This window comes from Cellulomonas flavigena DSM 20109 (assembly GCF_000092865.1).
Classification (GTDB): domain Bacteria; phylum Actinomycetota; class Actinomycetes; order Actinomycetales; family Cellulomonadaceae; genus Cellulomonas; species Cellulomonas flavigena.
Genome location: NC_014151.1, coordinates 696,140 through 722,036, shown reverse-complemented (window position 1 = coordinate 722,036; position 25,897 = coordinate 696,140). Strand labels below are relative to the sequence as shown.

The following is a 25,897-nucleotide window of genomic DNA, read 5'->3' as shown; positions in this document are numbered from 1 at the left end:
ATCGGCAGGCAGGCTGGGCCGATGGCGCACGTGGGACGAGCGGTCGTGGCCGGCGACCTCGGCGGGCCGGAGGTGCTCCAGGTCGTCGAGGTGGAGACGCCGGCACCTGGGCCCGGCGAGGTGGTGGTGAGGGTCGACGCCGCGGGCGTGAACCCCTGGGACTGGAAGTCGTACGCGCCCGGGTCCGGGACCCGCACGCCGGTGCGGCTCGGGCTGGAGGTCGCCGGTGTCGTGCAGGCCGTCGGCCCCGGCGTGCGCTGGTACTCCCCCGGCGACGACGTCGTCGCGTGGCCGGTGACCGGTGGCTACGCCGACCTCGTGACCGTGCCGCAGCACGTGCTCGTGCGACGCCCGGCGCGGCTCGACGTGGTCCCCGCCGCCGGTCTGCTCGCCGCCGGCGTGACCGCGGCCCACGCCGTCGCGGCGACCGGCGTGGACGACGAGGACGTCGTGCTCGTGCACGGCGCCTCCGGCGGCGTGGGCCGCATGGCGGTGCAGCTCGCGGTGCTGCGCGGCGCCCGCGTCGTCGCCACGGCGTCACCGGCCTGGCACGAGTGCCTGCGGCGCCTCGGCGCCGAGCCCGTCGCCTACGGGCCCGGCCTGCTCGACCGCGTCCGGACCGTCGAGGGCACCGTCGGACGCGTGAGCGTCGCGATCGACGCCGTGGGCACCGCCGAGGCGCTCGACACGTCCGCCGCGCTCGTGGCGGACCGCCGGCGGGTCGCGACGCTCGTCGCGCTGGACCGCGCCGCCGGTCTGGGGGTGCTCGCCCTCGGGCACGGGCCCGGTGCCGACCCCGGCGCCGACGTCCGGGACGCCGCCCGCTCGCAGCTCACCGCGCTCGCCGCCGACGGCTCTCTCGACGTCCTCGTCACCGGCACGTTCCCGCTCGAGGACGCCGCTGCCGCGCACCGTCGCAGCCGTGAGGGACACGCGGGCGGCAAGCTGGTGCTGACCACGCGATGAGCGCGGCGCCGCGGTCGGGAGCTGTCAGCCGCCGACGCGCGGCTGGCTCCCCGTCACGAGCGGGTGCGGACCCGTCACCGGGGGCCACAGGTCCTCGGGCGGCGCGAGCGGAGCCTCGGGTCGTGCGTTCTCGTCCACCTGCTGCAGGCCCGCGAACGTGGCCTCCAGCGTCTCGAGCGGCACGCGGTTGCGCTGACGCACGGGCAGGGTGCGGGTGCGCTGGGGCAGGCCGTGCGCACCGGTCCCCGGCTGTGCCGCGGCACGCGCGGAGGCGCGGTCGCTGTCGGTCGGGGGTGCAGTCACATGGAGGGACGGTACCGGCGAATCGCCCGGTTCGCGACGCCCTGGCGGCTGTCACCGCGTGACTTTCGGCACCCGCTCCGACAGTTCACCCGCGCGGGTGGTCTCGTTCCCACATCGTGGTCCGGCCACGCTCCCGGGTGACCGCTCAGGCCGGGTCGTCGAGCGAGACGAGCGCGGTCGCGATGGCCGCGACACCCTCGCCGCGTCCTGTCAGACCGAGGCCGTCGGTCGTCGTCGCGCTCACCGTCACGCTCGCGCCGCAGGCCATCGACAGCACGGCCTGCGCCTCGATGCGCCGCGGACCGAGCTTGGGGCGGTTGCCGACGACCTGGACCGCGACGTTGCCGATCGTGAAACCCGCGGACCGCACCCGGCGCGCCGCCTCCGCCAGCAGCGCCGCGCCCGAGGCCCCCGCCCAGCGCGGGTCGTCGGTGCCGAACTGCAGGCCCAGGTCGCCCAGGCCCGCCGCGGACAGCAGCGCGTCCGCGGCCGCGTGCGCCGCGACGTCCGCGTCCGAGTGACCCGCCAGCGGGCGCTCGCCCGGCCACTCCAGGCCCGCGAGGTGCAGCACGGCCCCCTCGGCGGGGTCCGGGTCGTAGGCGTGCACGTCGATGCCGATGCCGGTGCGCAGGTTCACGCGCGTGCCTCCGTCGTCCTCAGGGCCTGCGCGACGTGCAGGTCACGCGCGGTCGTCACCTTGGCGGCTCGCTCGTCGCCCGGCACCACCCACACCGTGACGCCCGCCGCCTCCACCAGCCCGGCGTCGTCCGACGCCGCCGTCGCCTCGTGCGCCCCGAGCCCGGAGCCGACCGCGTGCGCGCGCTCGAGGACCGCCCGGTCGAACCCCTGCGGCGTCTGCACCGCCACGAGGTCCGCACGCGGCACGGTCGTGACGACGGGTCGGCCCGTGCCGTCGCCCGCCGCGACGCGCTTGACCGTGTCGACGACCGGCAGTCCCGGGACCACGGCGGCATGCCCGGCGTGCACGGCGTCGACGACCCGCGCGACGAGCTCCGGCGGGGCGAACGGCCGTGCCGCGTCGTGCACCAGCACCACGTCGACGTCGTCGACGAGCTCGGCGAGCCCCGCCGCGACCGACTCCTGGCGCGTGCGCCCGCCGCCGACCACGTCGAGCCGGACGTCCGTGGCCGCGGCGTCGACCACCTCGCCGAGCAGGGCCGCGACCTCGTCGAGGAGCGCCGCGGGCGCCGTGACGACGAGCTGGGCGACGCCCGATCCGTCGGAGGCGCGGGCCGCGAGCAGCGCGCGCGCCGCGTGCACGACCAGAGGTGCGCCGGCGACCGCGACGACCGCCTTGGGCACGTCGAGCCCGAGGCGCGTACCGCTCCCGGCGGCGGTGAGGACTGCGGCGATCGTCATGTGCGCATCGTGCCTCGTGTCGGGACCGCGAGACGCCCCCGACACAGCAGACGGCCCGGGCGGCGTGCACCCGGACCGTCGTGCGTGCGGATCAGGAGGCGAGGACCTCGTCGAGGATGGCCTCGGCCTTCTCCTCCTCGGTCTTCTCGGCGAGCGCGAGCTCCGAGACGAGGATCTGCCGGGCCTTGGCGAGCATGCGCTTCTCGCCGGCGGACAGCCCACGGTCGGCGTCACGGCGCGAGAGGTCGCGCACGACCTCCGCCACCTTGATGACGTCGCCGGACTGCAGCTTCTCGAGGTTGGCCTTGTAGCGCCGCGACCAGTTGGTCGGCTCCTCGGTGTACGGGGCGCGCAGCACCTCGAACACCCGGTCGAGCCCCTCCTGGCCGACGACGTCGCGGACACCCACGAGATCGACGTTCTCCGCCGGCACCTCGATGGTCAGGTCGCCGTGGGCGACCTTGAGCTTGAGGTAGATCTTCTCCTCGCCACGGATGGTCCGGCTCTTGATCTCTTCGATCTTGGCTGCACCGTGGTGCGGGTAGACGACGGTCTCCCCAACAGTGAAAGTCATCTGTCGGTGTCCCCTTTCGCAGACGTGTATGGTATCACGCCCGCCTCCTGCGGATTCCGGCGTCCCGGCAGCGTCCGCGCTGGTCACGCCCCGGTCGCAGGTCCGTCGGCCCCCGGCCCGCAGGTCACGGGGCCGCACCGCCGTCGCGCACGGCGCGGCGTACGAGCCCGCGTCGACCGGACCCGAGGCCGCCGCCGGCCCGCGCGGCGGTAGGCTGACCTGCGGCTCCTGCGCACCCTGGCCGCGCCGCCGGCAGGTGCAGGCAGCCCCGCCCACGCAGACCCGTCGCCACCGCGCGCGAGACCGAGCAGGAGCCCTCGTGACCCGCCTCCGCCCCCGCACCACCCGGGCCGCCGTCGCCGGCCTCGCCGCCGCTGCCGCGCTCGCGCTGACCGGCTGCTCGGCGACCAACCCGATCACGACGCTGGACAGCTACGCCGCGTCCGACGGCACCGCCGCGCAGGTGGGTTCCGTGCGCGCGCTCAACCTCCTCGTCGTCGCGGAGGCGGAGGGCGCCGCCGGCGTCCTCACGGGTGCGCTGTCGAACCGGTCCGGCGACGACGAGGACGTCACGCTGACGGTCGGCGGCGGCGAGCCCGTCGACGTCGAGGTCGCGGCCGGGTCGAGCGTCCTCGTCGGCGTCACCGACGTCCCCGCAGGCTACGCGACCGTCGAGGTGCCCGTCGCGGCCGTCGACACCGCTCCCGGGGGGCTGACGACCGTGACGATCGCGTCGGGCAGCAGCGGGACGACCGAGATCCGCGTCCCCGTGGTGGACGGCACCCTGCCGGAGTACGCCGCCGTGCTGGAGGGCGTCACGCCCGCCCCGACGCAGGACGCGTCGACGCCGGACACCGACGAGACCGACGAGAGCGCCGAGGACTGAGCCCGCCCCTCGGCCGCGTCGGCCCGGGCAGCCCCACCGGGCCGACGCCTGCGCGCCGGCCCGGCACCGGTCAGCCGAACCGGCCCGAGATGTAGTCCTCGGTCGCCTGCTCGCGCGGCGAGGAGAACATCGTCGAGGTGTCGTCCATCTCGATGAGGCGGCCGGGCTTGCCGGTGCCCGCGATGTTGAAGAACGCGGTGCGGTCCGAGACGCGCGCCGCCTGCTGCATGTTGTGCGTCACGATGACGATCGTGTAGTGCGCCTTGAGCTCGGCGATGAGGTCCTCGATCGCGAGCGTCGAGATCGGGTCGAGCGCCGAGCAGGGCTCGTCCATGAGCAGCACCTGCGGCCGCACGGCGATGGCGCGCGCGATGCACAGCCGCTGCTGCTGGCCACCCGACAGGCTGGACCCGGGCCGCGCGAGGCGGTCCTTGACCTCGTTCCACAGGTTGGCACCGCGCAGCGACTGCTCGACGAGGTCCTGCTGGTCGCCCTTCGACATGCGGCGGTTGTTGAGACGCACACCCGCCAGGACGTTGTCCGCGATCGACATCGTCGGGAACGGGTTGGGACGCTGGAACACCATGCCGACCTGGCGCCGCACGGCCACCGGGTCGACGTCGGTGCCGTACAGGTCCTGACCGTCCATGAGCGCCTTGCCCTGGACACGGGCGCCGGGGATCACCTCGTGCATGCGGTTGAGCGTCCGCAGGAACGTGGACTTGCCGCAGCCCGACGGGCCGATCAGTGCGGTGGCCTTGCGGGCCTCGATGGTCATGTTCACGCCCTCGACGGCGAGGAAGTCGCCGTAGAAGACGTCGAGGTCCGAGACGTCGATCCGCTTGGACATGGGGAGGGTCCTTCCTTCGGTCGGGGTCGGGCCCGCGTCAGCGGGCGCCCTTCGGGGCGAACCAGCGGCTGACCAGCCGGGCCACGAGGTTGAGGATCATGACGATGAGGATGAGCGTGAGCGCGGCGGCCCAGGCCCGGTCGATGCCGGCACCGCCGGACTCGTACTGGCGGTAGGCGAACACCGGCAGGGTCGCCATGCGGCCGTCGAACAGGTCCCAGTTGACGCCCGTGACGATGCCGACGGTCAGCAGCAGCGGCGCGGTCTCGCCGATCACGCGGGCGACCGCGAGCATGATGCCCGTGACGATGCCGGCGACCGCGGTGCGCAGCACGACCTTGACGATCGTCAGCCACTTCGGCACGCCCAGCGCGTAGGAGGCCTCACGCAGCTCGTTGGGCACGAGCCGCAGCATCTCCTCGACGGACCGGATGACGACCGGCGTCATGAGGAGCGCGAGCGCGACCGCACCCATGATCCCGGCGCGGAACGCCGGCCCGAGCAGCAGCGTGAACAGCGCGAAGGCGAAGAGCCCGGCCACGATGGACGGGATGCCCGTCATGACGTCGACGAGGAACGTGATGCCGCGCGCCAGCGGGCCGCGGCCGTACTCGACCAGGTAGATCGCCGTGAGCAGGCCGATCGGCACCGAGATCACCGCGGCCGCGAGCGTGATGAGCAGCGTGCCGACGACCGCGTGCCGGATGCCGCCCTCGGTCATGTCGCCGAAGATCCCGAGCATGTCGGTGGTGAGGAACGTCCAGCTGAAGGCCTGCGCACCGCGCGTGACGACGAGCAGCAGGAGCGAGACCAGCGGGACCAGCGCGAGGAGGAACGCCCCGGTGACCAAGGTGGTCGCGAGCCGGTCCGCAGCACGCCGCGGACCCTCGACGACGCGTGAGGTGATGCTCGAGGAGAGCACGAACAGCGCGGCGCCGAGCACGACCACCCCGGTGATCCCGGGCGTCCCCGCCACGAGGAGCACGAGGAACGCCAGCAGCAGCGAGCCCGCGAGGAACGCCCACGTGCTCCACCGGGGCAGACGTCGGTACTCGTCGCCCAGGAGCAGGGGCGACGTGGCGCCGGGCGCGTCGACGGTCATCAGTTGGCTCCCGAGAACTCGGCGCGCCGCGCGATGATCCAGCGCGCGGCGAAGTTGACCGCGAAGGTGATGACGAACAGCGCCAGACCGGTCGCGATGAGGACGCTCACGCTCAGGCCGCTGGCCTCCGGGAACTTCGAGGCGATGTTCGCGGCGATGGTCTGGTGCTGACCGGGCTTGAGCAGGAAGAACGAGTAGAGGAACCCGGGCGAGATGACCATGAGGACTGCCATGGTCTCGCCCAGCGCGCGGCCGAGGCCGAGCATCGCGGCGCTGATGACGCCCGAGCGCCCGAACGGCAGCACGGCCTGGCGGACCATCTCCCAGCGCGTCGCCCCCAGGGCGAGGGAGGCCTCCTCGTGCAGGCGGGGCGTCTGCAGGAACACCTCGCGCGAGACGGCCGTGATGATCGGCAGGATCATCACGGCCAGCACCACGGACGCCGACATGATGTTCTTGGCCGGCGCCTGGTAGTCGGCGACGAGCGGGACGAAGCCGAGGCTCGACGAGAGCCAGGTGAACAGCGGGTCGAGGTTGCCGATCAGCCACAGGGCTCCCCACAGGCCGTAGACCACCGAGGGGATCGCCGCCAGCAGGTCGATCAGGTAGCCGAGACCCTGCGCGAGGCGACGTGGCGCGTAGTGCGAGATGAACAGCGCGATGCCGATCGAGACCGGGACCGCGAGCAGCAGCGCCAGCACCGCGGCGAGCAGCGTGCCGAAGATGAGCGGCCCCACGTACTCGGCGACCGAGCCGCCGTCGAACCAGGAGATGTCCTCGAGCTCCTCGCGCGACGCGGTCAGCGCGGGCCACGCCTCGACGAGCAGGAACACGGCGACCGCCGCGAGCGTGAGGAGGATGAGGACGCCCGCACCGGTCGACAGTCCCGCGAAGACCTTGCTGGCGACGCGACCGGTCGAGGCGGCACGCACGGCGGCACCCGCGTCCGGTGGGGACGAGGGCGCTGCGTCGGTCCCGTCGTGCTGCGGGGGGCTGGTGGTGAGGGCCACGGCTGCTCCGTTGGGTGGGGAGGGTGCGGGGGGCGCCGCGCGGGCCGTCCCGGGGCGGGCGTGCTGCCCGGCCCCGGGACGGCCCGGTGGCGCGATCATGCGGTCGGTCAGCCTGCGGTGATCGAGTCGATCGCCGCCTGGACCTCGGCGCGCAGGTCGTCGGAGATCGGGGCGGCGCCGGCGACGCTCGGGTCGGCCGCACGCTCCTGCCCCGCCTCGCTGGCCACGTAGGACAGGTACGCCTTGACGTTGGCCGCGTCCGCCTCGTCGGCGTACGTCGAGCACGCCAGCGAGTAGGAGATGAGGACCAGCGGGTAGGCGCCCGCCGCCGTGGTGGTGCGGTCCAGCTCGACGACCAGGCGCTTGTCGGTCGCGCCCTCGGCGCGCGGCGACGCGTCGACGACGGCGGCCGCGGCCTCGGCGGAGAACGGCACGTACTCGTCGCCGACCTTCAGCGCGACCGTGCCCAGGTCGCCGGCGCGCGAGGCGTCGACGTAGGTGATCGCACCCTCGGCACCGGTCACCGTGTCCAGGACACCCTGCGTGCCGTTGCCCGACTGCCCACCGGACAGCGGCCAGTCGCCGGACGCCTCGTGCGGCCAGGCGCCCTCCGACGCCGCCTCGAGGTACTCGGTGAAGTTCTCCGTGGTGCCGGACTCGTCGGAACGGTTCACCGGGATGATGTCGAGCGACGGCAGCGTGACGTCGGGGTTCTCCGCGGCGATGGCCGCGTCGTCCCACGTCGTGATGTCGCGGTTGAAGATCTTCGCGATCGTCGCGGCCGAGAGGTTGAGGTGCTCGGCGTCGAGGTCGGGGAGGTTGTAGACGACGGCGATCGGGCTGATGTAGAGCGGCAGCTCGATGGCCTCGCCGCCCTCGCAGCGCTCGACCGCCTGCTCGAGCTCGTCCTCCTTGAGGGCGGCGTCCGAGCCGGCGAACTGCACGGCACCCGCGAGGAACTGCTCGCGGCCGCCGCCCGAGCCGACGGCGTCGTAGCTGACCGTGACGCCCGGCTGCAGGTCGTTGAACCCGGCGATCCAGCCGGCGACGGCCTTCTCCTGCGACGTGGCGCCGGCACCGGCGAGCGAGCCGCTCAGCTCGGCGGAGTCGCCACCGCTCGTGGCACCCGGCTCGGCCGAGGAGCCGGAGCTGCACGCGGCGAGCGTCAGCGCCAGTGCCCCGGTGAGGGCGATCGCGCCGATACGGCTGTGGGGGGTGAGCTTCACTGTGTCCCGTCCTCATCACGTCAGCGCGCACCGGTCGGTGCGCGGCCGACGCTGACGGTAGGGGTGGCAGGTGACCGCACCGCCGGGGCTGGGTGAACCCCGGGTGAACGCTCGTCGACCAGACGCGCGCTACTCCCCCACACCGTCCGACAGCTTGTAGCCCAGCCCACGGACCGTGGTCAGGAGGGTCGGCGCGGACGGGTCGCGCTCGATCTTGGCGCGGATGCGCTTGACGTGGACGTCGAGCGTCTTGGTGTCCCCGACGTAGTCGGAGCCCCACACGCGGTCGATGAGCTGGCCGCGGGTCAGCACACGGTCCGGGTTGCGCAGCAGCAGCTCCAGCAGCTCGAACTCCTTGAGCGGGAAGGGCACGAGCTCGCCGTGGACGTGCACGGTGTGGCGGTCGACGTCCATGCGGACGGCGCCCACCTCGAGCACGCCGTCGTCCTCGGGGTCGTCGGCCGGCCGTGCCGAGGTGTCGCGACGTCGCAGCACGGCGCGGATGCGGGCCAGCAGCTCGCGCGACGAGTACGGCTTGGTCACGTAGTCGTCGGCGCCGAGCTCGAGGCCGACGACCTTGTCGATCTCGTCGTCCTTGGCGGTGAGCATGATGACGGGCACGTCGGAGTCCAGGCGCAGGCGGCGGCACACCTCCGTGCCGGGCAGCCCGGGCAGCATGAGGTCGAGCAGGACCAGGTCGGCACCGTGCTCCGCGAAGCGCTCGAGCGCCTCGGGTCCCGTCGCCGCGGTCACGACGTCGTAGCCCTCGCGGCCCAGCTGGTAGGAGAGCGGGTCGCGGTAGGACTCCTCGTCCTCGACGAGAAGGATGCGGGTCACGTGGTGCTCCTGGAGGGGTTCGGCGCGGCGGGCAGCGACGCGGAGGGCGCAGCCGTGTCGGTCGGTGAGGTGTGGGTCGCCGCGGCGTCCGGGGCGTGCGAGCCGGGCGCGGGCGACGCGTCGGTCGCACGGGGCTCGGCGACGGGCAGGCGCAGCGTGAACGTCGACCCGCGCCCGGGCTGCGACCACACGGAGACGTCACCGCCGTGGTCCGCCGCGACGTGCTTGACGATCGAGAGCCCGAGACCCGTGCCGCCCGTGTCCCGGGAACGCGCCGGGTCCACGCGGTAGAACCGCTCGAACACCCGCTCCTGGTCGGCCTCCGCGATGCCGACCCCCTCGTCGACCACCGCGATCTCGACCAGGTCGTCGCGTCGACGCACCCCGAGGTTCACGCGCGTGCCGCGCGGTGAGTACGCCACGGCGTTGTCGAGCAGGTTGCGCACGGCGGTGACCAGCAGGTTCCGGTCGCCGAAGACGACGAGACCGCGGTCACCGGCCGCGGCGATGCGGACCGCCTTCGCGTCGGCCGCGGTGCGGGCACGGTCCACGGCCTCGGCGACCACCTCGTCGACGGCCACCGGCGCCACGTCCTCGAGGGCGCCGGCGACCTGCAGCCGGGACAGCTCGATGATCTCGTGCACCAGGGCCGACAGGCGCGACGCCTCGGCGCGCATGCGTCCGCTGAACCGGCGCACGGCCTCCGGGTCGTCCGCCGCGTCCTGCACCGTCTCGGCGAGCAGCGACAGCGCCCCGACGGGCGTCTTCAGCTCGTGCGACACGTTCACGACGAAGTCGCGGCGGATCGCCTCGAGCCGGCGCGCCTGCGTGAGGTCCTCCGCGAGCAGCAGCAGGTGGTTCGGCGTGACCTGCGCGACGCGGACCTGCAGCAGCAGGCGCGCCGGGCCCACGGGTCCCCGCGGCACGTCGAGCTCCTCGTCCCGGATCACGCCGTCGCGCCGCACGGCGGCGACCAGGTCCCGCATCGACGCGTGCACCACGCGGCCGTCGCGGACCAGGCCGAGCGCGTGCGCAGGGGGACTCGCTCGCACCACGACGTCGTCGGCGTCGAGCACGACCGCGGCCGAGCGCAGCACGGCGAGCGTCCGCACGAGCCCGTCGTCGAGCTCGGGCTCCGGTTGCGGCGGCACCGTGCGCTGCTCGCGCTCGCTCCACCGGAACGCTGCCACGGCGACGGCGCCCACGAGCATCCCGATCATGCCGGCCACCAGCGGCGCGGCGTCCAGCATCCAGTCCACGACGTCCACAGTAGGCCGGGCGCGGGCCGGCCCCGGGACGTCTGAGGCCCCGGACGCCGAACCGCCGCCACGTGTTCACCTGCCGGGAGCCGCTCGTTCACCGTCGCGTGCGACCGTGTGGACCGCAACGCGGATGAGAGGGAGCACATGCGGGACATCTTCGAGGCCGAGCTGGCCCAGCTCGGCCAGGACCTGGTGGCGATGAGCGGCCGGGTCGAGCAAGCCATCAGCAGCGCCGGGATCGCGCTCCTCACCGCGGACCTCCAGCTCGCCGAGTCCGTCATCGCCGACGACCTCGCGATCGACGCGCTCGAGCGCGACCTGGACGACCGGTGCGTGCGTCTGCTCGCGCAGCAGCAGCCCGTCGCGACGGACCTGCGGGTCGTCGTGTCCGCGCTGCGGATGAGCGCATCTCTCGAGCGCATGGGCGACCTCGCACGGCACGTCGCCCAGGTGACGCGGGCCCGTTACCCCGTCGTCGCCGTGCCCACGGGCCTGGAGGCGACGTTCACGCAGATGCAGGACGCCGCCGTGCGCGTCGCACGTCGCGTGACGACGCTGCTGGGGACGCGCGACATGGCCCTCGCCGAGTCGATCCAGCAGGACGACGACCTGCTCGACGAGCTGCACGCGAGCACGTTCGGCGCGATGCTCGCCGGACCGTGGGACCGGTCGGTGCAGGAGACCGTCGACGTCACGCTGCTGGGGCGGTACTACGAGCGGTTCGGCGACCACGGCGTGTCCGTGGCGCGCCGCATGGTCTACCTGGTCACGGGCGACGTCCACGACGCGCTCGGGCCGGTGCCCGCGCGCAGCGCCTGACCGGCGACCACCGACGGCGGGACCCGAGGGGTCCCGCACGCGAGAGGCGCCCGCCCCGGGGAGGGGGCGGGCGCCTCTCGTCGTCGTGCGCCGGTGCGACCCGGTGGCCGGGTCAGCGACCCTGGTTCGCCACCGCGGCGATCGCGGCCTTGGCGGCCTCCGGGTCGAGGTACGTGCCGCCGGGGTTCGTCGGCTTCAGCGTCTCCTCGTCCAGCTCGTACAGCAGCGGGATGCCCGTGGGGATGTTGATGCCCGCGATGGTCTGCTCGTCCACGTCGTCGAGGTACTTGACGATCGAGCGGATCGAGTTGCCGTGCGCGGCGACGAGGACGACCTTGCCGGCCTTGAGGTCGGGCACGATCTCGGCGTCCCAGTAGGGCAGCGCGCGGTCGAGGACCTGCGCGAGCGCCTCGGTGCGCGGGATCGGCTCGCCCGCGTAGCGCGGGTCGGCGTCCTGGGAGTACTCCGAGCCGAGCTCGATCTCCGGCGGCGGGACGTCGTACGAGCGGCGCCAGAGCATGAACTGCTCCTCGCCGTACGCGTCGAGCGTCTCCTTCTTGTTCTTGCCCTGCAGCGCGCCGTAGTGCCGCTCGTTGAGGCGCCACGAGCGCTTCACGGGGATCCAGTGCCGGTCCGCGGCGTCGAGCGCGAGGTTCGCGGTCGTGATCGCGCGGCGCAGCAGCGACGTGTGCACGACGTCGGGGAGCACGCCCGCGTCGGTCAGGAGCGTCCCGCCGCGCTTGGCCTCCTCGATGCCCTTCTCGGACAGGGGCACGTCCACCCAGCCGGTGAACAGGTTCTTGGCGTTCCACTCGCTCTCGCCGTGGCGGAGCAGCACGAGGGTGTAGGTCATGGGTTCATCCTGCCGCAGCCCCGTCGGGGCCGCAGGGACGTCCGTCCCCCGGTCGCGGGGCCGGATCGACGTCTCGCGCCCAGAGGGGGCTCGATCGACGTGTCGCCGCGCCCGGGGTGGGGCCCCTCGAGCCCCTCCCCTCCCGCGAGACGTCGATCCAGCCCCGCGGATCGGACGTCAGCGGGGCTCGGCGGCGACCGCGTAGACCTTGAGCACCTGGTCGGCGGCCGTGGTCCACGCGTAACGCTCGGCCACCTGACGGGCGCCGGCGGCCCAGCGGGCGCGGCGCGGGGCGTCAGCGAGCGCGTCGGCGATCACCTCGGCCCACACCTGAGGGTCGTGGCCCGGCACGAGGCGACCGGAGACGTCGTCCTCGACGACGGTCCGCAGGCCGCCGACGTCGGCCGCCAGCACCGGCGTGCCGCTGGCCTGCGCCTCGACGGCGACCAGCCCGAACGACTCCGAGCGCGACGGCATCGCGACGAGGTCCGCCGCGCGGTACCAGGAGACGAGCTCGTCACGCGGCGCGGGCGGGCGCACGACCACGTCGTCGTCGACCCCGAGCGTCACGGCCAGGGCGCGCAGCTCACGCACCGCCGTCGGCCGGCCCGACGGGCCGCCGAGCACGACGAGCAGCGGGACGGGCCGCCCGCTCGCACGCAGCACCCCGACCGCCTGCACCAGCACGTCCGGCGCCTTGAGCGGCTGCACGCGCCCGGCGAACAGCACGACCGGCCGGTCGGTCGGCAGACCGAGCCGCCGTCGCGCCTCGTCGCGCGCGCCCGGGCCGCCGGGACGGAACCGCTCGAGGTCGACGCCCGGCTCGACGACGTGCACGCGCGCCGGGTCGGCGCCGTACAGCTCGACGAGCTCACGCGCCTCCACGGGCGTGGACGCGACGAGCGCGTCGGCGTCCGCGACGACCTGCTCCTCGCCCACGACGCGCACGCTCGGCTCGGCGCTGTCCCCCGGCCCGAGCGACGCGTTCTTCACCTTGGCGAGGGTGTGCGCGGTGTGCACGAGCGGCACCTCCCAGCGCTGCGCCGCGATCGCGCCGACCTGCCCGGACAGCCAGTAGTGGGAGTGCACGACGTCGTACCAGCCGGGACGGCGCGCCGCCTCGGAGCGCAGGACGCCCGCGGCCATGCCGCACAGCACGCCCGGCAGGTCGTTCTTGTCGAGCGCCTCGAACGGGCCCGCAGGCACGTGGTGGACGAGCACGGGCGGCGTGACGCCCGGCGGCACGTCGTGCGCGAGCAGCACGTCGCGCGCGTCGTCGGCCGTCAGGGCGCGCCCCGCGGCGTCGACGCCGTCGAGGACGACCGTCTCCGGCACGTCGGACCGCGTCGCGCGCGTGAAGACCTCGACCCGGGCCCCACGCGCGGCCAGCGCGTGCGCGAGCTCCAGGACGTACACGTTCATGCCGCCCGCGTCGCCCGTGCCGGGCTGGTCGAGGGGGGACGTGTGGACCGAGAGCATGGCGACGCGCGGCGCCCGGTCGGTGGTCACCCGACCATTGTCGCCCGCGTCCGCGCGCGACGCGCCACGAGCGTGCGGCGTGCGACACAGTGGGGCGCGTGGCGGACAGGTACGGGGCATGAGAGAACAGCCACGCGCTCCGGACCGCGAGCAGACCTTCCGCGACCTGTACGAGGCGGCGTACCCGGACCTGCGCCGGTTCGTCCAGCGGCGCGTCCACCCCGACCACGTGGACGACACGCTCGCGGAGGTCTTCCTCGTCGTCTGGCGGCGCCTCGACGAGGTGCCCGCCGCGCGCGACGACGCCCGCGCCTGGGTCTTCGGGGTCGCCCGGCGCGTGCTGCTCAACACGTACCGCGGCGACCGGCGGCGCCTGGCTCTCGGGGTCCGGCTCGCCGACGCGACGCCGGTGGGCCACGAGCCGGCCCCCGACGACGTCGTCCACCGCATCGACCTCGCCACCGCCTGGCGCCGCCTGACCCCGGCGCACCAGGAGACGCTCGCGCTCGCCGTCCTCGACGGGCTCGACGCGCCGCGGGCGGCCGCCGTGCTCGGCATCTCGCCGGTCGCGTTCCGGCTGCGGCTCAGCCGCGCCCGCCGCGCCCTGCGCCTCCACCTCGACCACCTGCCGGAGCGGGGCACCGTCCCCGCCCGGGCCGCAGAGAGGACCCCCTCACGATGACCACCGACCGGCTCACCACCACCCTGCGTGCACTCGACCCCGCCGACACGCACGTCGACATGACACGTGCACGCGTCCGCGCCGACCTCGACACGATCCTCGCAACCGCCCCGAGCGCGCCAGCCACCGCTCCGGCGCGGCCTCGCGCGCCCCGCCCCCGCCGGACGCGCGTCGCGGTGCTCGCCGGTGCCGCAGCCGCGGCGGCCGCCGCGCTCGTCGTCGCACCACCTCTCACCGGCGGCGACACGGCCTTCGCGACGTGGACCGCGGTCCCGACCGCCCTCACCGAGCAGGAGAGCGCGGCCGCGGCCGAGGCCTGCCGGGACCAGGTGCAGAACGGCGCCGGGGAGGGAGAACCGGCGCTCGCTGACGCCCGCGTGGCGGTCTCCGAGCGGCGGGGCGACTGGACGGCGGTCGTCCTGTCGGGCCCGGGCGGGTTCTCCGCGCTGTGCCTGAGCGACGACTCCTCCGGACTGTTCACCGGCGGCATGGTCGGCTCGGTCGGTGTGTCGGTCGGCAGCGTCGACGTCGGCCCGCGCGGGCTGCGCGCGACCGACCTCGGGTGGGGCAGCACGGGAGCCGGGGCGGTCTCGCTCGCTGCGGGGCACGCCGGCGCGGAGGTCACCGGGGTCACCTACCGCAGCGCGACGCACGGCGACGTCGTGGCGACCGTCTCCGAGGGCAGGTTCGCGCTGTGGCTGCCGGGCGACGAGCTCGACGGCGCGTCGACGACCGGGGTCGAGGTCGAGGTCACCTACGTCGACGGCAGCACCGGGACGCAGACGCTGACGCTGTGAGCGCCGGCCCGTCGGCCGCGACGTGCGGGCGGCGGGCCGGTCAGGCGCGTGCGACGGGCACGCGCCCGCGGGCGCGCTCGGTGTCGAGCATGCCCAGCAGCGACACTCCCAGGCCGTACGTGACGAAGTCGCCGTGCGGCACCAGGCGGATCGCCACGACGTCCGCGAGCACCTCCTCCGTGAGCTTGAGCCCGCGCAGCAGGCGGCGACGCACCGGGCCGGGCGCGGCAGCCGCGGGCAGGACGTGGGCGGTCGCGTTGCACGTGACCACGGCCGGCGGGATCGGGGCGACGAGCGCCAGCACGCCACCTCGCCGGACCGGCACGGTGACCGACACCTCGGGCTGGTGGCGCAGGTGCCGGGTCTTCCAGGCACCGGCGTCGGAGGAGGTCCACAGCGCGTCGTCGTGGACGGCGAGCGACACCCCGGCGCTGCGTCCCTCGCCCCGGCCGTTCACCATGCCGATCACCATGAACGGCTGGCGTGCGAGCGTCCGCCACACGCCGTCGGTCGTCAGTGCCGGGCCGTCGGTGCTGGTGGTGGCGTCGGGACCGGTTGCGGCGGGCATGGCTCCTCCTCGGGCGGCGGCGCGCCGCGACGTGGGCGAGCCGACGGCACGAGGTTATCGCCGGCGGCACGGCGCCGAGCGCAGCACCGCCTCGGCCACGACCGGGACGCCGAGCGGACCACCCTCCCTCGCGCGAGGGAGCCGGATCACCCCGCAGCGGGTGGGCAGCGCCGCGACGTCACGACAGCATCGACGTCATGACCACCGCGACGGCCGACACGCCCGCCCCGACCCCCGCGACCGTCGCGTGGCTCGCCGACCGCTGGCGGCGCCTCGACCATCCCGCCCTCCTGACGTGGGTCGTCGCCGCGTCGCTCACGATCGCGGTCGCCGCGTTCCTGGCCGTGACACCGCTGTGGCTGCCCGAGACGGTCTGGTACCGCCGGTACAGCGACACGTACCCGGCCTCGCACGCACCCGACCCGCAGCGGTGGTTCGGGCTGGTCGCGACGTGCGCCGGGCTCCTCGGCGTCGCCGCCGTGGCCGTCGCGCCGCGCCTGCCGTGGCTCGCGTGGCTCGCAGCCACCGTCCCGTTCGTCCTGCTGCCGGTCTACGGGACGGCGCTCGCGTCGTCGTGGCTCGCACTCGCCTCGGTCGCGGTCGTCGTCGCGACGCGGCGCCCCCGGGTCGCGATCCTGCCGTGGACGACGGCCGTCGCCCTGGTGCTCGGCTGGCACGTGGGCGGCCATGACCTGCTGTTCCCGCACGGTCCCGGTGGGCCCAGCAGCGGGACGAGCGGCCTCCTCGCCGGGCTGGGCATCGCTGCGTACACCACCGGCGCCGTGGCGTTCGCCGCGTTGCTCGGCCACGTCCTGCGGACGTCCGCCGCACGGACGCGCGACGCGGAGTCGGTCGCCCACGACGCCGTCGCGACCACCGCGTCCGTCACCGAGCGCGCCAGGCTGGCCCGCGAGCTGCACGACGTCGTCGCGCACCACGTGTCGCTCGTCGCCGTCCGCGCCGAGAGCGCGCCCTACAGCGTCCCCGACCTCGACCCGCGCGCGGCGGCGACCTTCGCGCACATCGCCGAGGACGCCCGGACCGCTCTGGTCGAGCTGCGGCACGTGCTCGCCGTCCTGCGGCGCGACGACGACGTCCCGCTGGCGCCGCTCCCGACGGCCGACCCGGACGCGCTCGTCTCCACGGCGCGGGAGGCCGGGCAGGAGGTGACGGTCGAGGGGACGTGGCCGCGCACCGACGCCGGCGTCGGCCACGTGCTGCACCGCGCCGTGCAGGAGGGTCTGAGCAACGCGCGCCGCCACGCACCCGGCGCGCGCGTGCACGTCCGCATCGCCGACGGCCCGGGCGTCGTCGGGTTCCGGATGACGAACGGCGCGGGCGACGCCACCGACGTCCGCCCGGCGCACGGGCTGACAGGCATGAGCGAGCGCGTGGAGGCGCTCGGCGGCACCGTGTCCGCGCAGGTCGAGGACGGTACGTTCGTGCTCGTGGTCAGCCTGCCCGTCGACGAGCCGTGACGCGGGTCGTCGTCGCGGACGACCAACCCGTCGTCCTCGAGGGCTTCGCCGCGATCCTCGGTGCCGCCGCCGACCTCGAGGTCGTCGGCACGGCCCCGGACGGCGTCGAGCTCGTCGACCTCGTCACGCGGACCCGCCCGGACGTCGCCGTCGTCGACGTCCGGATGCCGCAGCTGGACGGCATCGCCGCGACCCGGCGGATCCGCGACGCGCACCCGGCCACGCACGTGCTCATGCTGACGACGTTCGACCTCGAGGAGTACGTGGCCGACGCCCTGCAGGCCGGCGCGTCGGGGTTCCTGCTCAAGGACGTCCCCGCGGCGCGGCTCGTCGAGGGCGTGCGGCTCGTGGCGGCCGGGGCGCTGCTGCTCGGCCCGCGGGTGGCGCGACGCCTCGCGGCGGACGGCCCCCGGCGTCCCGTGCCCGGGCTCGACCGCGTCACCGCCCGCGAGCGCGAGGTGCTGGCCGCCGTCGCGCAGGGACTGTCGAACGCCGAGGTCGCCGCCCGGCTGGGGATCGGCGAGCAGACCGTCAAGACGCACGTGTCGGAGCTGCTGCGCAAGCTCGGACGCCGCGACCGCGCGCAGCTGGTCGTGGCCGCCTACGAGGGCGGCGTCGTCACGCCGGGGTGACGCTCTGGTGCTGGACCGCGGGCACGACGCACGCCGGTGACGGGATGCGCGCGCGGGACACCTCGCCGCCGTGCGGGTCGAGGACGACGAGCGCGTGCGCGTCCTGCAGCGCGACGACGACCCAGCCGTGCACGACCTCGTGGTGCCGGGGCGTCGGGCCACCGAGCGGCTGCGTGACGGGCGCGGTGAGGGTGCCGTCGCGGTGCACGTCGAACGTGCTGAGGGCGTCCGGGCCGCGCAGCCCGAGCGCGCGCACGCCCAGCAGGAGGCGGTCGCCGCTGAGCAGGACGTGGGACGGCGAGCGCCGCACGCCGTCGGCCGCCTCGTCGTCGGGGACGGCGGGGACCTGCTGGACGGCGGTGCCGGTGGCCGTGGCGGCGTCCCACAGCAGCACGTGGACGCTCGCGTCGAGCTCCCCGGCGACGTACAGGTGGCGACCGTCGGCGGAGAACGCGACGTGGCGGGGGCCGGTGCCGGGGGTGAGGACGGCCGCGACGCCGTCGGGGGTGAGCAGGCCGTCGTCACCGCGGCGGTAGCGGCGCAGCTCGTCGGTGCCGAGGTCGGCGACGAGCACGTGGCGCCGGTCGGGGGTGACCGCGACGAAGTGCGCGTGCGGGCCCTCCTGACGGCTCGTGTCCGGGCCCGTCCCGGTGTGCGGGTGGACCTGCGCGGGGCGTCCCGACGCGACGACGTCGGGTGCGAGCGCGCCGTCCGGGGTGAGCGGGGCGACGGCCAGGCTGCCGTCGCCGTAGTGGACGACGTGGAGCACGTCGTCGGCGACGAGGAGGTGGCACGGCCCGTCCCCGCCCGACGCGACGGTCGCGCGCGCGACGAGGTCACCGTCGTCGGTGACCTCGAACGCCGTGACGGTGCCCGCGACGTCCTCGCCGAGCGCGTACAGCCACCGTCCGGAGCGGTGCGTCGCGACGAACGTCGGCGCCGGGGTGGCGGCGACCAGCCGGGGCTCGCCCAGGGCGCCCGTCGCGACGTCGATGTCGACGCGCCAGACGCCCTCGCCGAGCCCGGCGGTCGTGCCGATGCCGGCCTCCGGGAATGTGCCGATCCACAGCGGTGTCGTCGCGCTCACGGTCCGACCCTACGCAGCCGGGCCCGACGAGCGCCGGGCATCGGTGGGACGCGACGCCGCCGCGCCTCCGCGCCGCCACGTCTCCCACCTGCTGGGACGGTCGCCGCGCGACACCGGGCTCAGGTAACCCGCGCGAGGCCATGAGCGCCGCGAGCCCGGTCTCGCGGGGGCGCCGTTCCAGGCGCCGGGACGTCAGACCGGGGTCGTCGACGCGAACCAGGGGGTCGGGTCGGCGACGACCGTGCGCAGTACCGCCAGCGCGCCGCCCGTCATCGCCGGGTAGTCGCCCGCCGCCGACCGGCTGACGACGGGCGCGGACCAGGGCGCGAAGATGACGCGGTCCGCGAGCGTGTCGGCGACGACGTCCCGGACCTCGTCGTAGACGAGCCCGAAGGTGCCGCCGAGCACGACCTCGCTGACGTCGACCACGTTGGCGACGGTGGCCAGCGCGAGGCCGAGCCAGCGCGCCGCCGCGTGCACGGCGTCCCGGGCGCGGGCGTCGCCTGCGGCCACGGCCTCGGCGACCTCGGCGAACGGCGCACCTGTCACGAGGCCCGCAGCCTGCGCGATCGCGTCCTGCCCGGCGTGCTGCTCGAGCGACACCGGCCGCGTGCCGGCGGGGCCGCCGTCGACGACGACGTGCCCGATCTCGCCGCTCCAGCCGTGCCGGCCGAGGAAGATCTCGCCGTCGAGGACGAGCGCGCCACCGACGCCGACCTCACCGGAGACGTAGAGGAACGACGGCGGCACCTCGCCGCGTCGCGCGTGGGCCTCGGCGCGGGCGGCGAGGTTGGCCTCGTTGGCGACCCGCGGCGGCAGGGCGGCGAGGCCGGGGTGGGCCGCGAGGCGCGCGACGACGTCGACGTCGCGCCAGCCGAGGTTCGGCGCGTACCGCAGCGGGCCGGTGACGCGGTCCACGAGGCCGGGCAGGGCGAGCGCGGTGCCCGCGACGCGGACGCCGTCGGTCGCGAGCCCCGCGAGCACGGGTGCGGCCAGCGCCGCGAGGCGGTCGAGGACGACGTCGGGGTCGCTGCCGCGCAGGTCGGCCGCCTCGACGGCCTCGGCGACGACGCCGCCGGCGAGGTCGACCGCGCGCAGCCCGAGGTAGTCGACGTTGACCTCCATGCCGACGCCGGCGACCCTCCCCCGCACGACCTCGAGCGGTACGGCGGGTCGCCCGGCGCGTGCGACGACGACCGGGTCGAGCTCGCGCACCAGGCCCGCCTCGATGAGCAGGTCGACGAGCCCCGTGACGGTGCCGCGCGCCAGGCCTGTGGCGGCGGCGATCTGCGCGCGCGACGGGGGTGCGGTCGAGTCGACGACCTGCGCCAGCGTCATCGACAGGTTGTGGGTGCGCATCTGCGCCTGGCGGGCCGCGCGCGACGGGTCGGGGACGCGTTCCGCCGCACGGCCCTCGCGTGTCCGCGGTGCGTCTGGGAAGGTGGTCGAGGCCTCCCGCGGGGTCGTCGCGGCGTCGCCGTGCAGCGCAGCACGTCCGTCGTCGTCCACCCTCGGCATGGCTTGACCCTACCGATGACCCGGGATAAATTCATCCCAAGAACAAAACCGGGTGCCCGACTGCCGTGCGCCCGGACCGCACTCGACGTGGAGGCGTCATGGTTCGCAAGCCCACCCCTGAGGACAGGTTCTCGTTCGGTCTGTGGACCGTGGCGTGGAACGGTCAGGACCCCTTCGGCTCCGCCACCCGCCCGTGGCTCGACCCGGTCGAGTCCGTGCACAAGCTGGCCGAGCTCGGCGCCTCGCACGTGACCTTCCACGACGACGACGTCGTCCCGTTCGGCTCCTCGGACGCCGACCGCGAGAAGGTCCTCGACGGCTTCCGTGCGGCACTGGCCGAGACCGGCATCACGGTCGAGATGGTCACCACCAACACCTTCTCGCACCCCGTGTTCAAGGACGGCGCGTTCACGTCCAACGACCGCCGCGTGCGCCGCTACGCGCTGCGCAAGATCCTGCGCAACGTCGACCTGGCCGCGTCCCTCGACGCCGACACGTTCGTCATGTGGGGCGGCCGCGAGGGCGCCGAGTACGACTCCGCCAAGGACCTGTACGCGGCGCACCAGGCCTACGCCGACGGCATCGACACCGTCGCCGCCTACATCAAGGAGAAGGGCTACAAGCTGCGCATCGCGCTCGAGCCCAAGCCCAACGAGCCCCGCGGCGACATCCTGCTCCCGACGATCGGCCACGCGCTGGGCCTCATCGCCAAGCTCGAGCACGGCGACATCGTCGGCCTCAACCCCGAGACGGGCCACGAGCAGATGGCCGGCCTCAACTACACGACCGGCCTCGCGCAGGCGCTGTGGGCGGACAAGCTGTTCCACATCGACCTCAACGGCCAGCGCGGCATCAAGTACGACCAGGACCTGGTCTTCGGCCACGGTGACCTGTTCTCCGCGTTCGCGACCGTCGACCTCATCGAGAACGGCTTCCCGGGCGGCGGCACCAAGTACACGGGCCCCGTGCACTTCGACTACAAGCCGTCGCGTACCGAGAGCTTCGAGGGCGTCTGGGACTCGGCGGCCGCCAACATGGCGACCTACATCATCCTCAAGGAGCGTGCGATCGCGTTCCGCCAGGACCCCGAGGTCCAGGAGGCCGTGGAGGCGGCCGGCGTCCTCGAGCTCGCCAAGCCCACGCTGAACGAGGGCGAGTCGCTGGCCGACTTCCTCGCGGACCGCTCCGCGTTCGAGGAGTTCGACGCCGACGAGGTCGCCAAGCACGGCTTCGGCTTCGTGCGCCTCAACCAGCTCGCGCTCGAGCACGCGCTCGGCGCCCGCGGCTGATCTGAGCCCCACCCGACGCCCGGGGAGCCTCGCGCTCCCCGGGCGTCGTCCGTCCCCGGGTGCCGACGTCCGAGCGGCCGGGGACCCACCCCTCGGACACCCAGCGCCCGGGCAGAGCCGGGCACGTCGGCAAGGGAGCACAGGCGATGACGCTCGTGGCAGGTGTGGACTCGTCCACGCAGTCGTGCAAGGTCGTGGTCCGCGACGCGGACACCGGTGAGCTCGTGCGGCAGGGCCGCGCCAAGCACCCGGACGGCACCGAGGTCCACCCGCACCACTGGTGGGACGCGCTGCAGGAGGCGATCGCGGACGCCGGCGGCCTCGACGACGTCGCCGCGATCAGCGTGGGCGGCCAGCAGCACGGCATGGTCGTGCTCGACGCCGACGGCGAGGTGATCCGCGAGGCGCTCCTGTGGAACGACACCCGCTCCGCCCAGGCGGCGGTCGACCTGATCGCCGAGCTCGGCGAGGGTGACGCCACCGTCGGTGCGCAGGCGTGGGCCGAGGCGATCGGGTCCGTGCCCGTCGCGTCCCTGACCGTCACCAAGCTGCGCTGGCTGCGGGACAACGAGCCGGAGAACGCCGCGAAGGTCGCCGCCGTGGCCCTCCCCCACGACTGGCTGACGTGGAAGCTCGCCGGCGGGTTCGCCGCGGTCGGCTTCGACGGGCTGGTCACCGACCGCTCCGACGCGTCCGGCACCGGCTACTGGTCACCGTTCACCGAGGACTACCGCCCCGACCTGCTCGAGCGCGCGCTCGGGTCCGTGCCGCGCCTGCCGCGTGTGCTCACGGCGAACGAGGCCGGCCCCGTGGCCCCCGGGTTCGCGCTGACGCCCGTCCTGTGCCCGGGCGCCGGCGACAATGCCGCGGCCGCCCTCGCGCTGGGCCTGCTGCCCGGCGACGTCGCGGTGTCGCTCGGGACGTCGGGCGTCGTCTCGGCGATCTCGTCGCAGCCGATCGCCGACGGCACCGGCCTGGTCACCGGCTTCGCCGACGCGACCGGCGCCTACCTGCCGCTCGCGGTCACGCTCAACGCGTCGCGCGTGCTCGACACCGCCTGCCGGATGCTCGGCGTGGACCACTCGGGGCTCTCGCAGCTCGCGCTGTCGGCCCCCGCCGGCGCCGACGGTCTCGTGCACATCCCCTACCTCGAGGGTGAGCGCACCCCGAACAAGCCGCTGTCCACCGGCGCGCTGCACGGCATGCGCATGGCCAACACCACGCCCGCGCACATCGCCCGGGCCGCGGTCGAGGGAATGCTCTGCTCGCTCGCCGACGGCATCGACGCCATGCGCGCCGTGGGCGTGCCCGTCGAGCGCGTGTTCCTCATCGGTGGCGGTGCGCAGTCCGAGGCCGTGCGGCAGATCATCCCGTCGGTCCTGGGCCTGGACGTCCAGCTGCCGACCCCCGGCGAGTACGTCGCCGACGGCGCCGCCCGCCAGGCCGCCTGGGTGCTCTCCAGCTCGGACACGCCGCCGGCATGGTCCGCGTCGTCCGGCGCCGAGGTGCTGACGGGCGAGCCGACGCCCGTCGTCCGCGAGCAGTACGCCGCCGCGCGCGACCTCACGGTCGACCGCCCGTCCGCCTGACCCGTCTCCGCGGGCCCTCCCGGGCCTGCACCCAGGGGCTGGATCGACCTCTCACCACCAGGCGAGAGGTCGATCCAGCCCCTTCTCCATGCTCGCCCCACGCAGCTCCCGCGAGCCGTCACTCCACCCCCACACCCACCCCACCCGCGAGACGCCAATCCAGCCCCACACCTACCCCTTCCGCGAGACGTCAATACAGCCCCACCAGGCAGGGCTGGAGTGACGGCTCGCGGGAAGGGGTGGGGTGCGCCGGGGCTGGAGTGACGGCTCGCGGGAAGGGGTGGGGTGCGCCGGGGCTGGAGTGACTGCTCGCGGGAAGGGGTGGGGTGCGCCGGGGCTCGAGTGACGGCTCGCGGGAAGGGGTGGGGTGCGCCGGGGCTGGAATGACGGCTCGCGCGAGGGGGGTGGGGGGTGGGGGTGGGGTGGAGGGGAGGGGAACGGGGAAGGGGCCGGCACCCTGAGGTGCCGGCCCCTTCCCCCTGCGTCACGCCCCCCGACGTGACGCGGTGCGACGCTCAGTGGGCGTCGTCGTACGCCTTCTTGACCTCCGCGGAGATGCGACCCCGCTCGGAGACCTGGTGCCCGTTCGCCTTGGCCCACTCGCGGATCTCCTGCGCCTCGTTGGACCGCGCGCTGCGCGACGCCGAGGAGGACGAGGAACGGCCGGAGGAACGGCTCGACGAGCGGCCGCTGACCTTGCGCGCGTGCCCGACCCACTCGGCGAACGCGTCACGCAGCTTGGCGGCGTTGTCGGACGTGAGGTCGATCTCGTACGTCACGCCGTCGAGACCGAAGGTGACGGTCTCGTCCGCCGTCCCACCGTCGATGTCGTCGACGAGCAGGACCTGCACCTTCTGTGCCATGAAATGCTCCCGTGAATGGGGAATTGCTGACGGGCACACTCTCGCACCCGCGCAAACCGCGCGTCAAACGCTACGCGAAATCCTCAGGGTTCTGAGACTTCCGCAGCGCCCGCCCGGGTGTCGTCCGCCTCCATGCGTGCGAGCGCCTGCCGTTCCGAACGGTCGGCGTTGATGATCGCGCGCATCGCGAACCAGAAGATCAGACCCACTCCGACGGACGGCAGCAACGCCGCGAGAACTGCCTGCCAACCGTTCACGAGAGCTCCTTCAATGACAACGTCAGACCTGCGGCTTCACGAGCGGGAAGGCGATCGTGTCACGAATGCCTTGACCGGTCATGGCGATGAGCAGCCGGTCGATCCCCATGCCCATCCCGCCCGACGGCGGCATCGCGTGCTCCATCGCGGCGAGGAAGTCCTCGTCGATCCGCATGGCCTCGTCGTCACCCTTGGCGGCCAGGACCGCCTGCGCCTCGAAGCGCTCGCGCTGGACGACCGGGTCGACGAGCTCGGAGTACGCCGTGGCCAGCTCCATGCCGCGCACGTACAGGTCCCACTTCTCGACCAGGCCCTTCTCGGTGCGGTGGTCGCGCGTCAGCGGCGACGTCTCGACCGGGAAGTCCCGCACGAACGTCGGCGCCCACAGCGTCGAGCCCACGTGGTGCTCCCACAGCTCCTCGACGAGCTTGCCGTGGTTGCGCTGCGACGGCGCGAGCTCGATCTCCGCCGCCTCGAGCAGCTCGAGCAGCCGCGCGTCGGGGGTGTCGTGCGTGATCTGCTCGCCCAACGCCTCCGAGAGCGACCCGTACATCGTGAGCGACGCCCACTGCCCACCGAGGTCGTACCCGGTGCCGTCGGCAAGCGTCACGACCGTGGTGCCGAGCGCGTCCAGCGCGGCGGTCTGCACGAGGTCCTGCGTGAGCGCCGCCATCGTGTCGTAGTCGCCGTAGGCCTCGTACGCCTCGAGCATCGCGAACTCCGGGGAATGCGTGGAGTCGACGCCCTCGTTGCGGAAGTTCCGGTTGATCTCGAAGACCTTCTCGACGCCGCCCACGGCCGCGCGCTTGAGGAACAGCTCGGGCGCGATCCGCAGGTACAGGTCGATGTCGAAGGCATTCATGTGCGTCTCGAACTGACGCGCCGCTGCACCCTCGGGACGCACCTGGAGCATCGGGGTCTCGAGCTCCAGATATCCGCGCCGCCAGAAGTTCTCGCGCACGGAACGCACGACCGCCGAACGCAACCGCACCATGTCGCGCGCACCGGGCCGGACGATGAGGTCGACGTACCGCTGGCGGACGCGGGCCTCCTCGGACATCTCGGTGCCCTCGTACAGGTTCGGCAGGGGGCGGATCGCCTTGGCGGCCATGCGCCACTCGTCGGCCATCACGGACAGCTCGCCGCGACGCGACGCGATGACGCGCCCGTGGACGAACACGTGGTCGCCGAGGTCGACGGCCGCCTTGAACGACCCGAGCGCGTCGGCACCGACCTCCTTCTCGCTCAGCATGGCCTGCAGGCGCGTGCCGGCACCGTCCTGCAGCGTCGCGAACGCGAGCTTGCCGGTGTTGCGCAGGAACACGACGCGCCCGGCGACGCCCACGACGTCCTGCGTCTCCGCGCCCGGCTCGAGCTCCGGGTACGCCGCACGGACCTCGGCGATCGTGTGGGTGCGCGGCACCGAGACGGGGTACGCCTCGGCGCCCGACTCGATCAGTCGCTCGCGCTTCGCCTTGCGGACCCGGATCTGCTCGGGGACGTCGTCCACCGCCGGCGGGGCGGGCTGGACGTCCGACGACGAGGACGCGGGAACGGTAGGAGCGGTCACCGGACGATTCTACGGGCGCC

Annotated in this window: 27 protein-coding genes; 9 read left to right on the top strand and 18 right to left on the bottom strand. The window is 74.3% G+C overall.

Going from position 1 to position 25,897, the window contains the following annotated elements:
- Positions 1 to 21: 21 nt before the first annotated feature.
- Positions 22 to 966, top strand: coding sequence for an NADP-dependent oxidoreductase (locus tag CFLA_RS03355; protein WP_013115913.1), 945 nt, complete (start codon positions 22 to 24; stop codon positions 964 to 966).
- 24 nt (positions 967 to 990) lie between these two features.
- Here the strand turns inward: CFLA_RS03355 and CFLA_RS03350 are convergent, their stop codons facing one another.
- The 4 genes from CFLA_RS03350 to CFLA_RS03335 all read right to left on the bottom strand — a co-directional run bounded on the left by CFLA_RS03350 (position 991) and on the right by CFLA_RS03335 (position 3,223).
- Entirely contained in the window at positions 991 to 1,269 is a 279-nt protein-coding gene (locus tag CFLA_RS03350) for a hypothetical protein (protein ID WP_013115912.1), read from the bottom strand.
- 145 nt (positions 1,270 to 1,414) lie between these two features.
- Positions 1,415 to 1,906, bottom strand: a complete 492-nt coding sequence (gene ispF, locus CFLA_RS03345) for a 2-C-methyl-D-erythritol 2,4-cyclodiphosphate synthase (RefSeq protein WP_013115911.1) — start codon at positions 1,904 to 1,906, stop codon at positions 1,415 to 1,417.
- The gene (gene ispD / locus CFLA_RS03340) at positions 1,903 to 2,649 is read right to left on the bottom strand and encodes a 2-C-methyl-D-erythritol 4-phosphate cytidylyltransferase (RefSeq protein ID WP_013115910.1); all 747 of its coding nucleotides are present in this window, start codon (positions 2,647 to 2,649) and stop codon (positions 1,903 to 1,905) included. The genes ispF and ispD overlap by 4 nt, the downstream gene beginning before the upstream one ends.
- Before the next feature lie 91 nt (positions 2,650 to 2,740).
- Entirely contained in the window at positions 2,741 to 3,223 is a 483-nt protein-coding gene (locus CFLA_RS03335) for a CarD family transcriptional regulator (protein ID WP_013115909.1), read from the bottom strand.
- A 319-nt stretch (positions 3,224 to 3,542) separates the two neighbouring features.
- Between CFLA_RS03335 and CFLA_RS03330 the strand changes: the two genes are divergently transcribed.
- The gene (locus CFLA_RS03330; protein WP_013115908.1) at positions 3,543 to 4,109 is read left to right on the top strand and encodes a hypothetical protein; all 567 of its coding nucleotides are present in this window, start codon (positions 3,543 to 3,545) and stop codon (positions 4,107 to 4,109) included.
- Between the two features lie 70 nt (positions 4,110 to 4,179).
- On the opposite strand, the gene pstB is transcribed toward CFLA_RS03330, so the two are convergent.
- The 6 genes from pstB to CFLA_RS03300 all read right to left on the bottom strand — a co-directional run bounded on the left by pstB (position 4,180) and on the right by CFLA_RS03300 (position 10,384).
- Entirely contained in the window at positions 4,180 to 4,959 is a 780-nt protein-coding gene (pstB, locus tag CFLA_RS03325; protein ID WP_013115907.1) for a phosphate ABC transporter ATP-binding protein PstB, read from the bottom strand.
- Positions 4,960 to 4,996: 37 nt separating this feature from the next.
- On the bottom strand, positions 4,997 to 6,061 hold the full coding sequence (gene pstA, locus CFLA_RS03320) for a phosphate ABC transporter permease PstA (protein WP_013115906.1): 1,065 nt from the start codon (positions 6,059 to 6,061) through the stop codon (positions 4,997 to 4,999).
- Positions 6,061 to 7,071: a phosphate ABC transporter permease subunit PstC gene (gene pstC / locus CFLA_RS03315; RefSeq protein ID WP_013115905.1), complete on the bottom strand. Its 1,011-nt coding sequence runs from the start codon at positions 7,069 to 7,071 to the stop codon at positions 6,061 to 6,063. Before pstC ends, pstA begins: the two co-directional genes overlap by 1 nt.
- Before the next feature lie 107 nt (positions 7,072 to 7,178).
- On the bottom strand, positions 7,179 to 8,297 hold the full coding sequence (pstS, locus tag CFLA_RS03310) for a phosphate ABC transporter substrate-binding protein PstS (RefSeq protein WP_013115904.1): 1,119 nt from the start codon (positions 8,295 to 8,297) through the stop codon (positions 7,179 to 7,181).
- Positions 8,298 to 8,426: 129 nt separating this feature from the next.
- The gene (locus CFLA_RS03305) at positions 8,427 to 9,134 is read right to left on the bottom strand and encodes a response regulator transcription factor (RefSeq protein WP_013115903.1); all 708 of its coding nucleotides are present in this window, start codon (positions 9,132 to 9,134) and stop codon (positions 8,427 to 8,429) included.
- Positions 9,131 to 10,384, bottom strand: a complete 1,254-nt coding sequence (locus tag CFLA_RS03300; protein WP_081449755.1) for a sensor histidine kinase — start codon at positions 10,382 to 10,384, stop codon at positions 9,131 to 9,133. Before CFLA_RS03300 ends, CFLA_RS03305 begins: the two co-directional genes overlap by 4 nt.
- 156 nt (positions 10,385 to 10,540) lie before the next feature.
- On the opposite strand from CFLA_RS03300, the gene phoU reads away from it, so the two are divergent.
- Positions 10,541 to 11,215: a phosphate signaling complex protein PhoU gene (gene phoU, locus CFLA_RS03295; RefSeq protein ID WP_013115901.1), complete on the top strand. Its 675-nt coding sequence runs from the start codon at positions 10,541 to 10,543 to the stop codon at positions 11,213 to 11,215.
- Positions 11,216 to 11,327: 112 nt separating this feature from the next.
- On the opposite strand, the gene CFLA_RS03290 is transcribed toward phoU, so the two are convergent.
- Both CFLA_RS03290 and CFLA_RS03285 read right to left on the bottom strand, forming a co-directional pair.
- The gene (locus CFLA_RS03290; RefSeq protein ID WP_013115900.1) at positions 11,328 to 12,068 is read right to left on the bottom strand and encodes a phosphoglyceromutase; all 741 of its coding nucleotides are present in this window, start codon (positions 12,066 to 12,068) and stop codon (positions 11,328 to 11,330) included.
- 177 nt (positions 12,069 to 12,245) lie between these two features.
- Positions 12,246 to 13,577 carry a glycosyltransferase gene (locus tag CFLA_RS03285; RefSeq protein ID WP_013115899.1) on the bottom strand — a complete coding sequence of 444 codons (1,332 nt, stop codon included), beginning with the start codon at positions 13,575 to 13,577 and terminating at the stop codon, positions 12,246 to 12,248.
- 88 nt (positions 13,578 to 13,665) lie between these two features.
- Between CFLA_RS03285 and CFLA_RS03280 the strand changes: the two genes are divergently transcribed.
- Complete coding sequence (locus tag CFLA_RS03280; protein ID WP_013115898.1) at positions 13,666 to 14,229, top strand: RNA polymerase sigma factor; 564 nt, start codon at positions 13,666 to 13,668, stop codon at positions 14,227 to 14,229.
- Positions 14,226 to 15,026 carry a hypothetical protein gene (locus tag CFLA_RS03275; RefSeq protein ID WP_013115897.1) on the top strand — a complete coding sequence of 267 codons (801 nt, stop codon included), beginning with the start codon at positions 14,226 to 14,228 and terminating at the stop codon, positions 15,024 to 15,026. The genes CFLA_RS03280 and CFLA_RS03275 overlap by 4 nt, the downstream gene beginning before the upstream one ends.
- Positions 15,027 to 15,066: 40 nt before the next feature.
- Here CFLA_RS03275 and CFLA_RS03270 read toward each other — a convergent pair whose 3' ends face one another.
- Positions 15,067 to 15,594 carry a pyridoxamine 5'-phosphate oxidase family protein gene (locus CFLA_RS03270; RefSeq protein WP_013115896.1) on the bottom strand — a complete coding sequence of 176 codons (528 nt, stop codon included), beginning with the start codon at positions 15,592 to 15,594 and terminating at the stop codon, positions 15,067 to 15,069.
- A 197-nt stretch (positions 15,595 to 15,791) separates the two neighbouring features.
- On the opposite strand from CFLA_RS03270, the gene CFLA_RS18845 reads away from it, so the two are divergent.
- Together CFLA_RS18845 and CFLA_RS03260 are read left to right on the top strand one after the other, a co-directional pair.
- On the top strand, positions 15,792 to 17,072 hold the full coding sequence (locus CFLA_RS18845; RefSeq protein WP_013115895.1) for a sensor histidine kinase: 1,281 nt from the start codon (positions 15,792 to 15,794) through the stop codon (positions 17,070 to 17,072).
- Entirely contained in the window at positions 17,069 to 17,704 is a 636-nt protein-coding gene (locus CFLA_RS03260) for a response regulator (RefSeq protein ID WP_013115894.1), read from the top strand. Before CFLA_RS18845 ends, CFLA_RS03260 begins: the two co-directional genes overlap by 4 nt.
- Here the strand turns inward: CFLA_RS03260 and CFLA_RS03255 are convergent.
- Both CFLA_RS03255 and CFLA_RS03250 read right to left on the bottom strand, forming a co-directional pair.
- Positions 17,691 to 18,791: a lactonase family protein gene (locus tag CFLA_RS03255; RefSeq protein WP_013115893.1), complete on the bottom strand. Its 1,101-nt coding sequence runs from the start codon at positions 18,789 to 18,791 to the stop codon at positions 17,691 to 17,693. The genes CFLA_RS03260 and CFLA_RS03255 overlap by 14 nt on opposite strands.
- 192 nt (positions 18,792 to 18,983) lie before the next feature.
- On the bottom strand, positions 18,984 to 20,309 hold the full coding sequence (locus CFLA_RS03250; RefSeq protein WP_245530293.1) for an ROK family protein: 1,326 nt from the start codon (positions 20,307 to 20,309) through the stop codon (positions 18,984 to 18,986).
- Between the two features lie 98 nt (positions 20,310 to 20,407).
- On the opposite strand from CFLA_RS03250, the gene xylA reads away from it, so the two are divergent.
- Positions 20,408 to 21,598, top strand: coding sequence for a xylose isomerase (xylA, locus tag CFLA_RS03245; protein ID WP_013115891.1), 1,191 nt, complete (start codon positions 20,408 to 20,410; stop codon positions 21,596 to 21,598).
- Positions 21,599 to 21,744: 146 nt separating this feature from the next.
- Positions 21,745 to 23,187, top strand: a complete 1,443-nt coding sequence (gene xylB / locus CFLA_RS03240; RefSeq protein ID WP_013115890.1) for a xylulokinase — start codon at positions 21,745 to 21,747, stop codon at positions 23,185 to 23,187.
- Positions 23,188 to 23,702: 515 nt separating this feature from the next.
- Here the strand turns inward: xylB and CFLA_RS03235 are convergent.
- The 3 genes from CFLA_RS03235 to lysS form a co-directional block, all read right to left on the bottom strand.
- Positions 23,703 to 24,050 (bottom strand): histone-like nucleoid-structuring protein Lsr2, encoded by a 348-nt coding sequence (locus CFLA_RS03235; RefSeq protein WP_013115889.1) that lies wholly within the window; start codon positions 24,048 to 24,050, stop codon positions 23,703 to 23,705.
- Between the two features lie 83 nt (positions 24,051 to 24,133).
- Positions 24,134 to 24,307 carry a hypothetical protein gene (locus CFLA_RS20290; protein WP_013115888.1) on the bottom strand — a complete coding sequence of 58 codons (174 nt, stop codon included), beginning with the start codon at positions 24,305 to 24,307 and terminating at the stop codon, positions 24,134 to 24,136.
- 22 nt (positions 24,308 to 24,329) lie between these two features.
- Positions 24,330 to 25,877, bottom strand: a complete 1,548-nt coding sequence (lysS, locus tag CFLA_RS03230) for a lysine--tRNA ligase (RefSeq protein WP_187291322.1) — start codon at positions 25,875 to 25,877, stop codon at positions 24,330 to 24,332.
- Positions 25,878 to 25,897 lie beyond the last annotated feature (20 nt).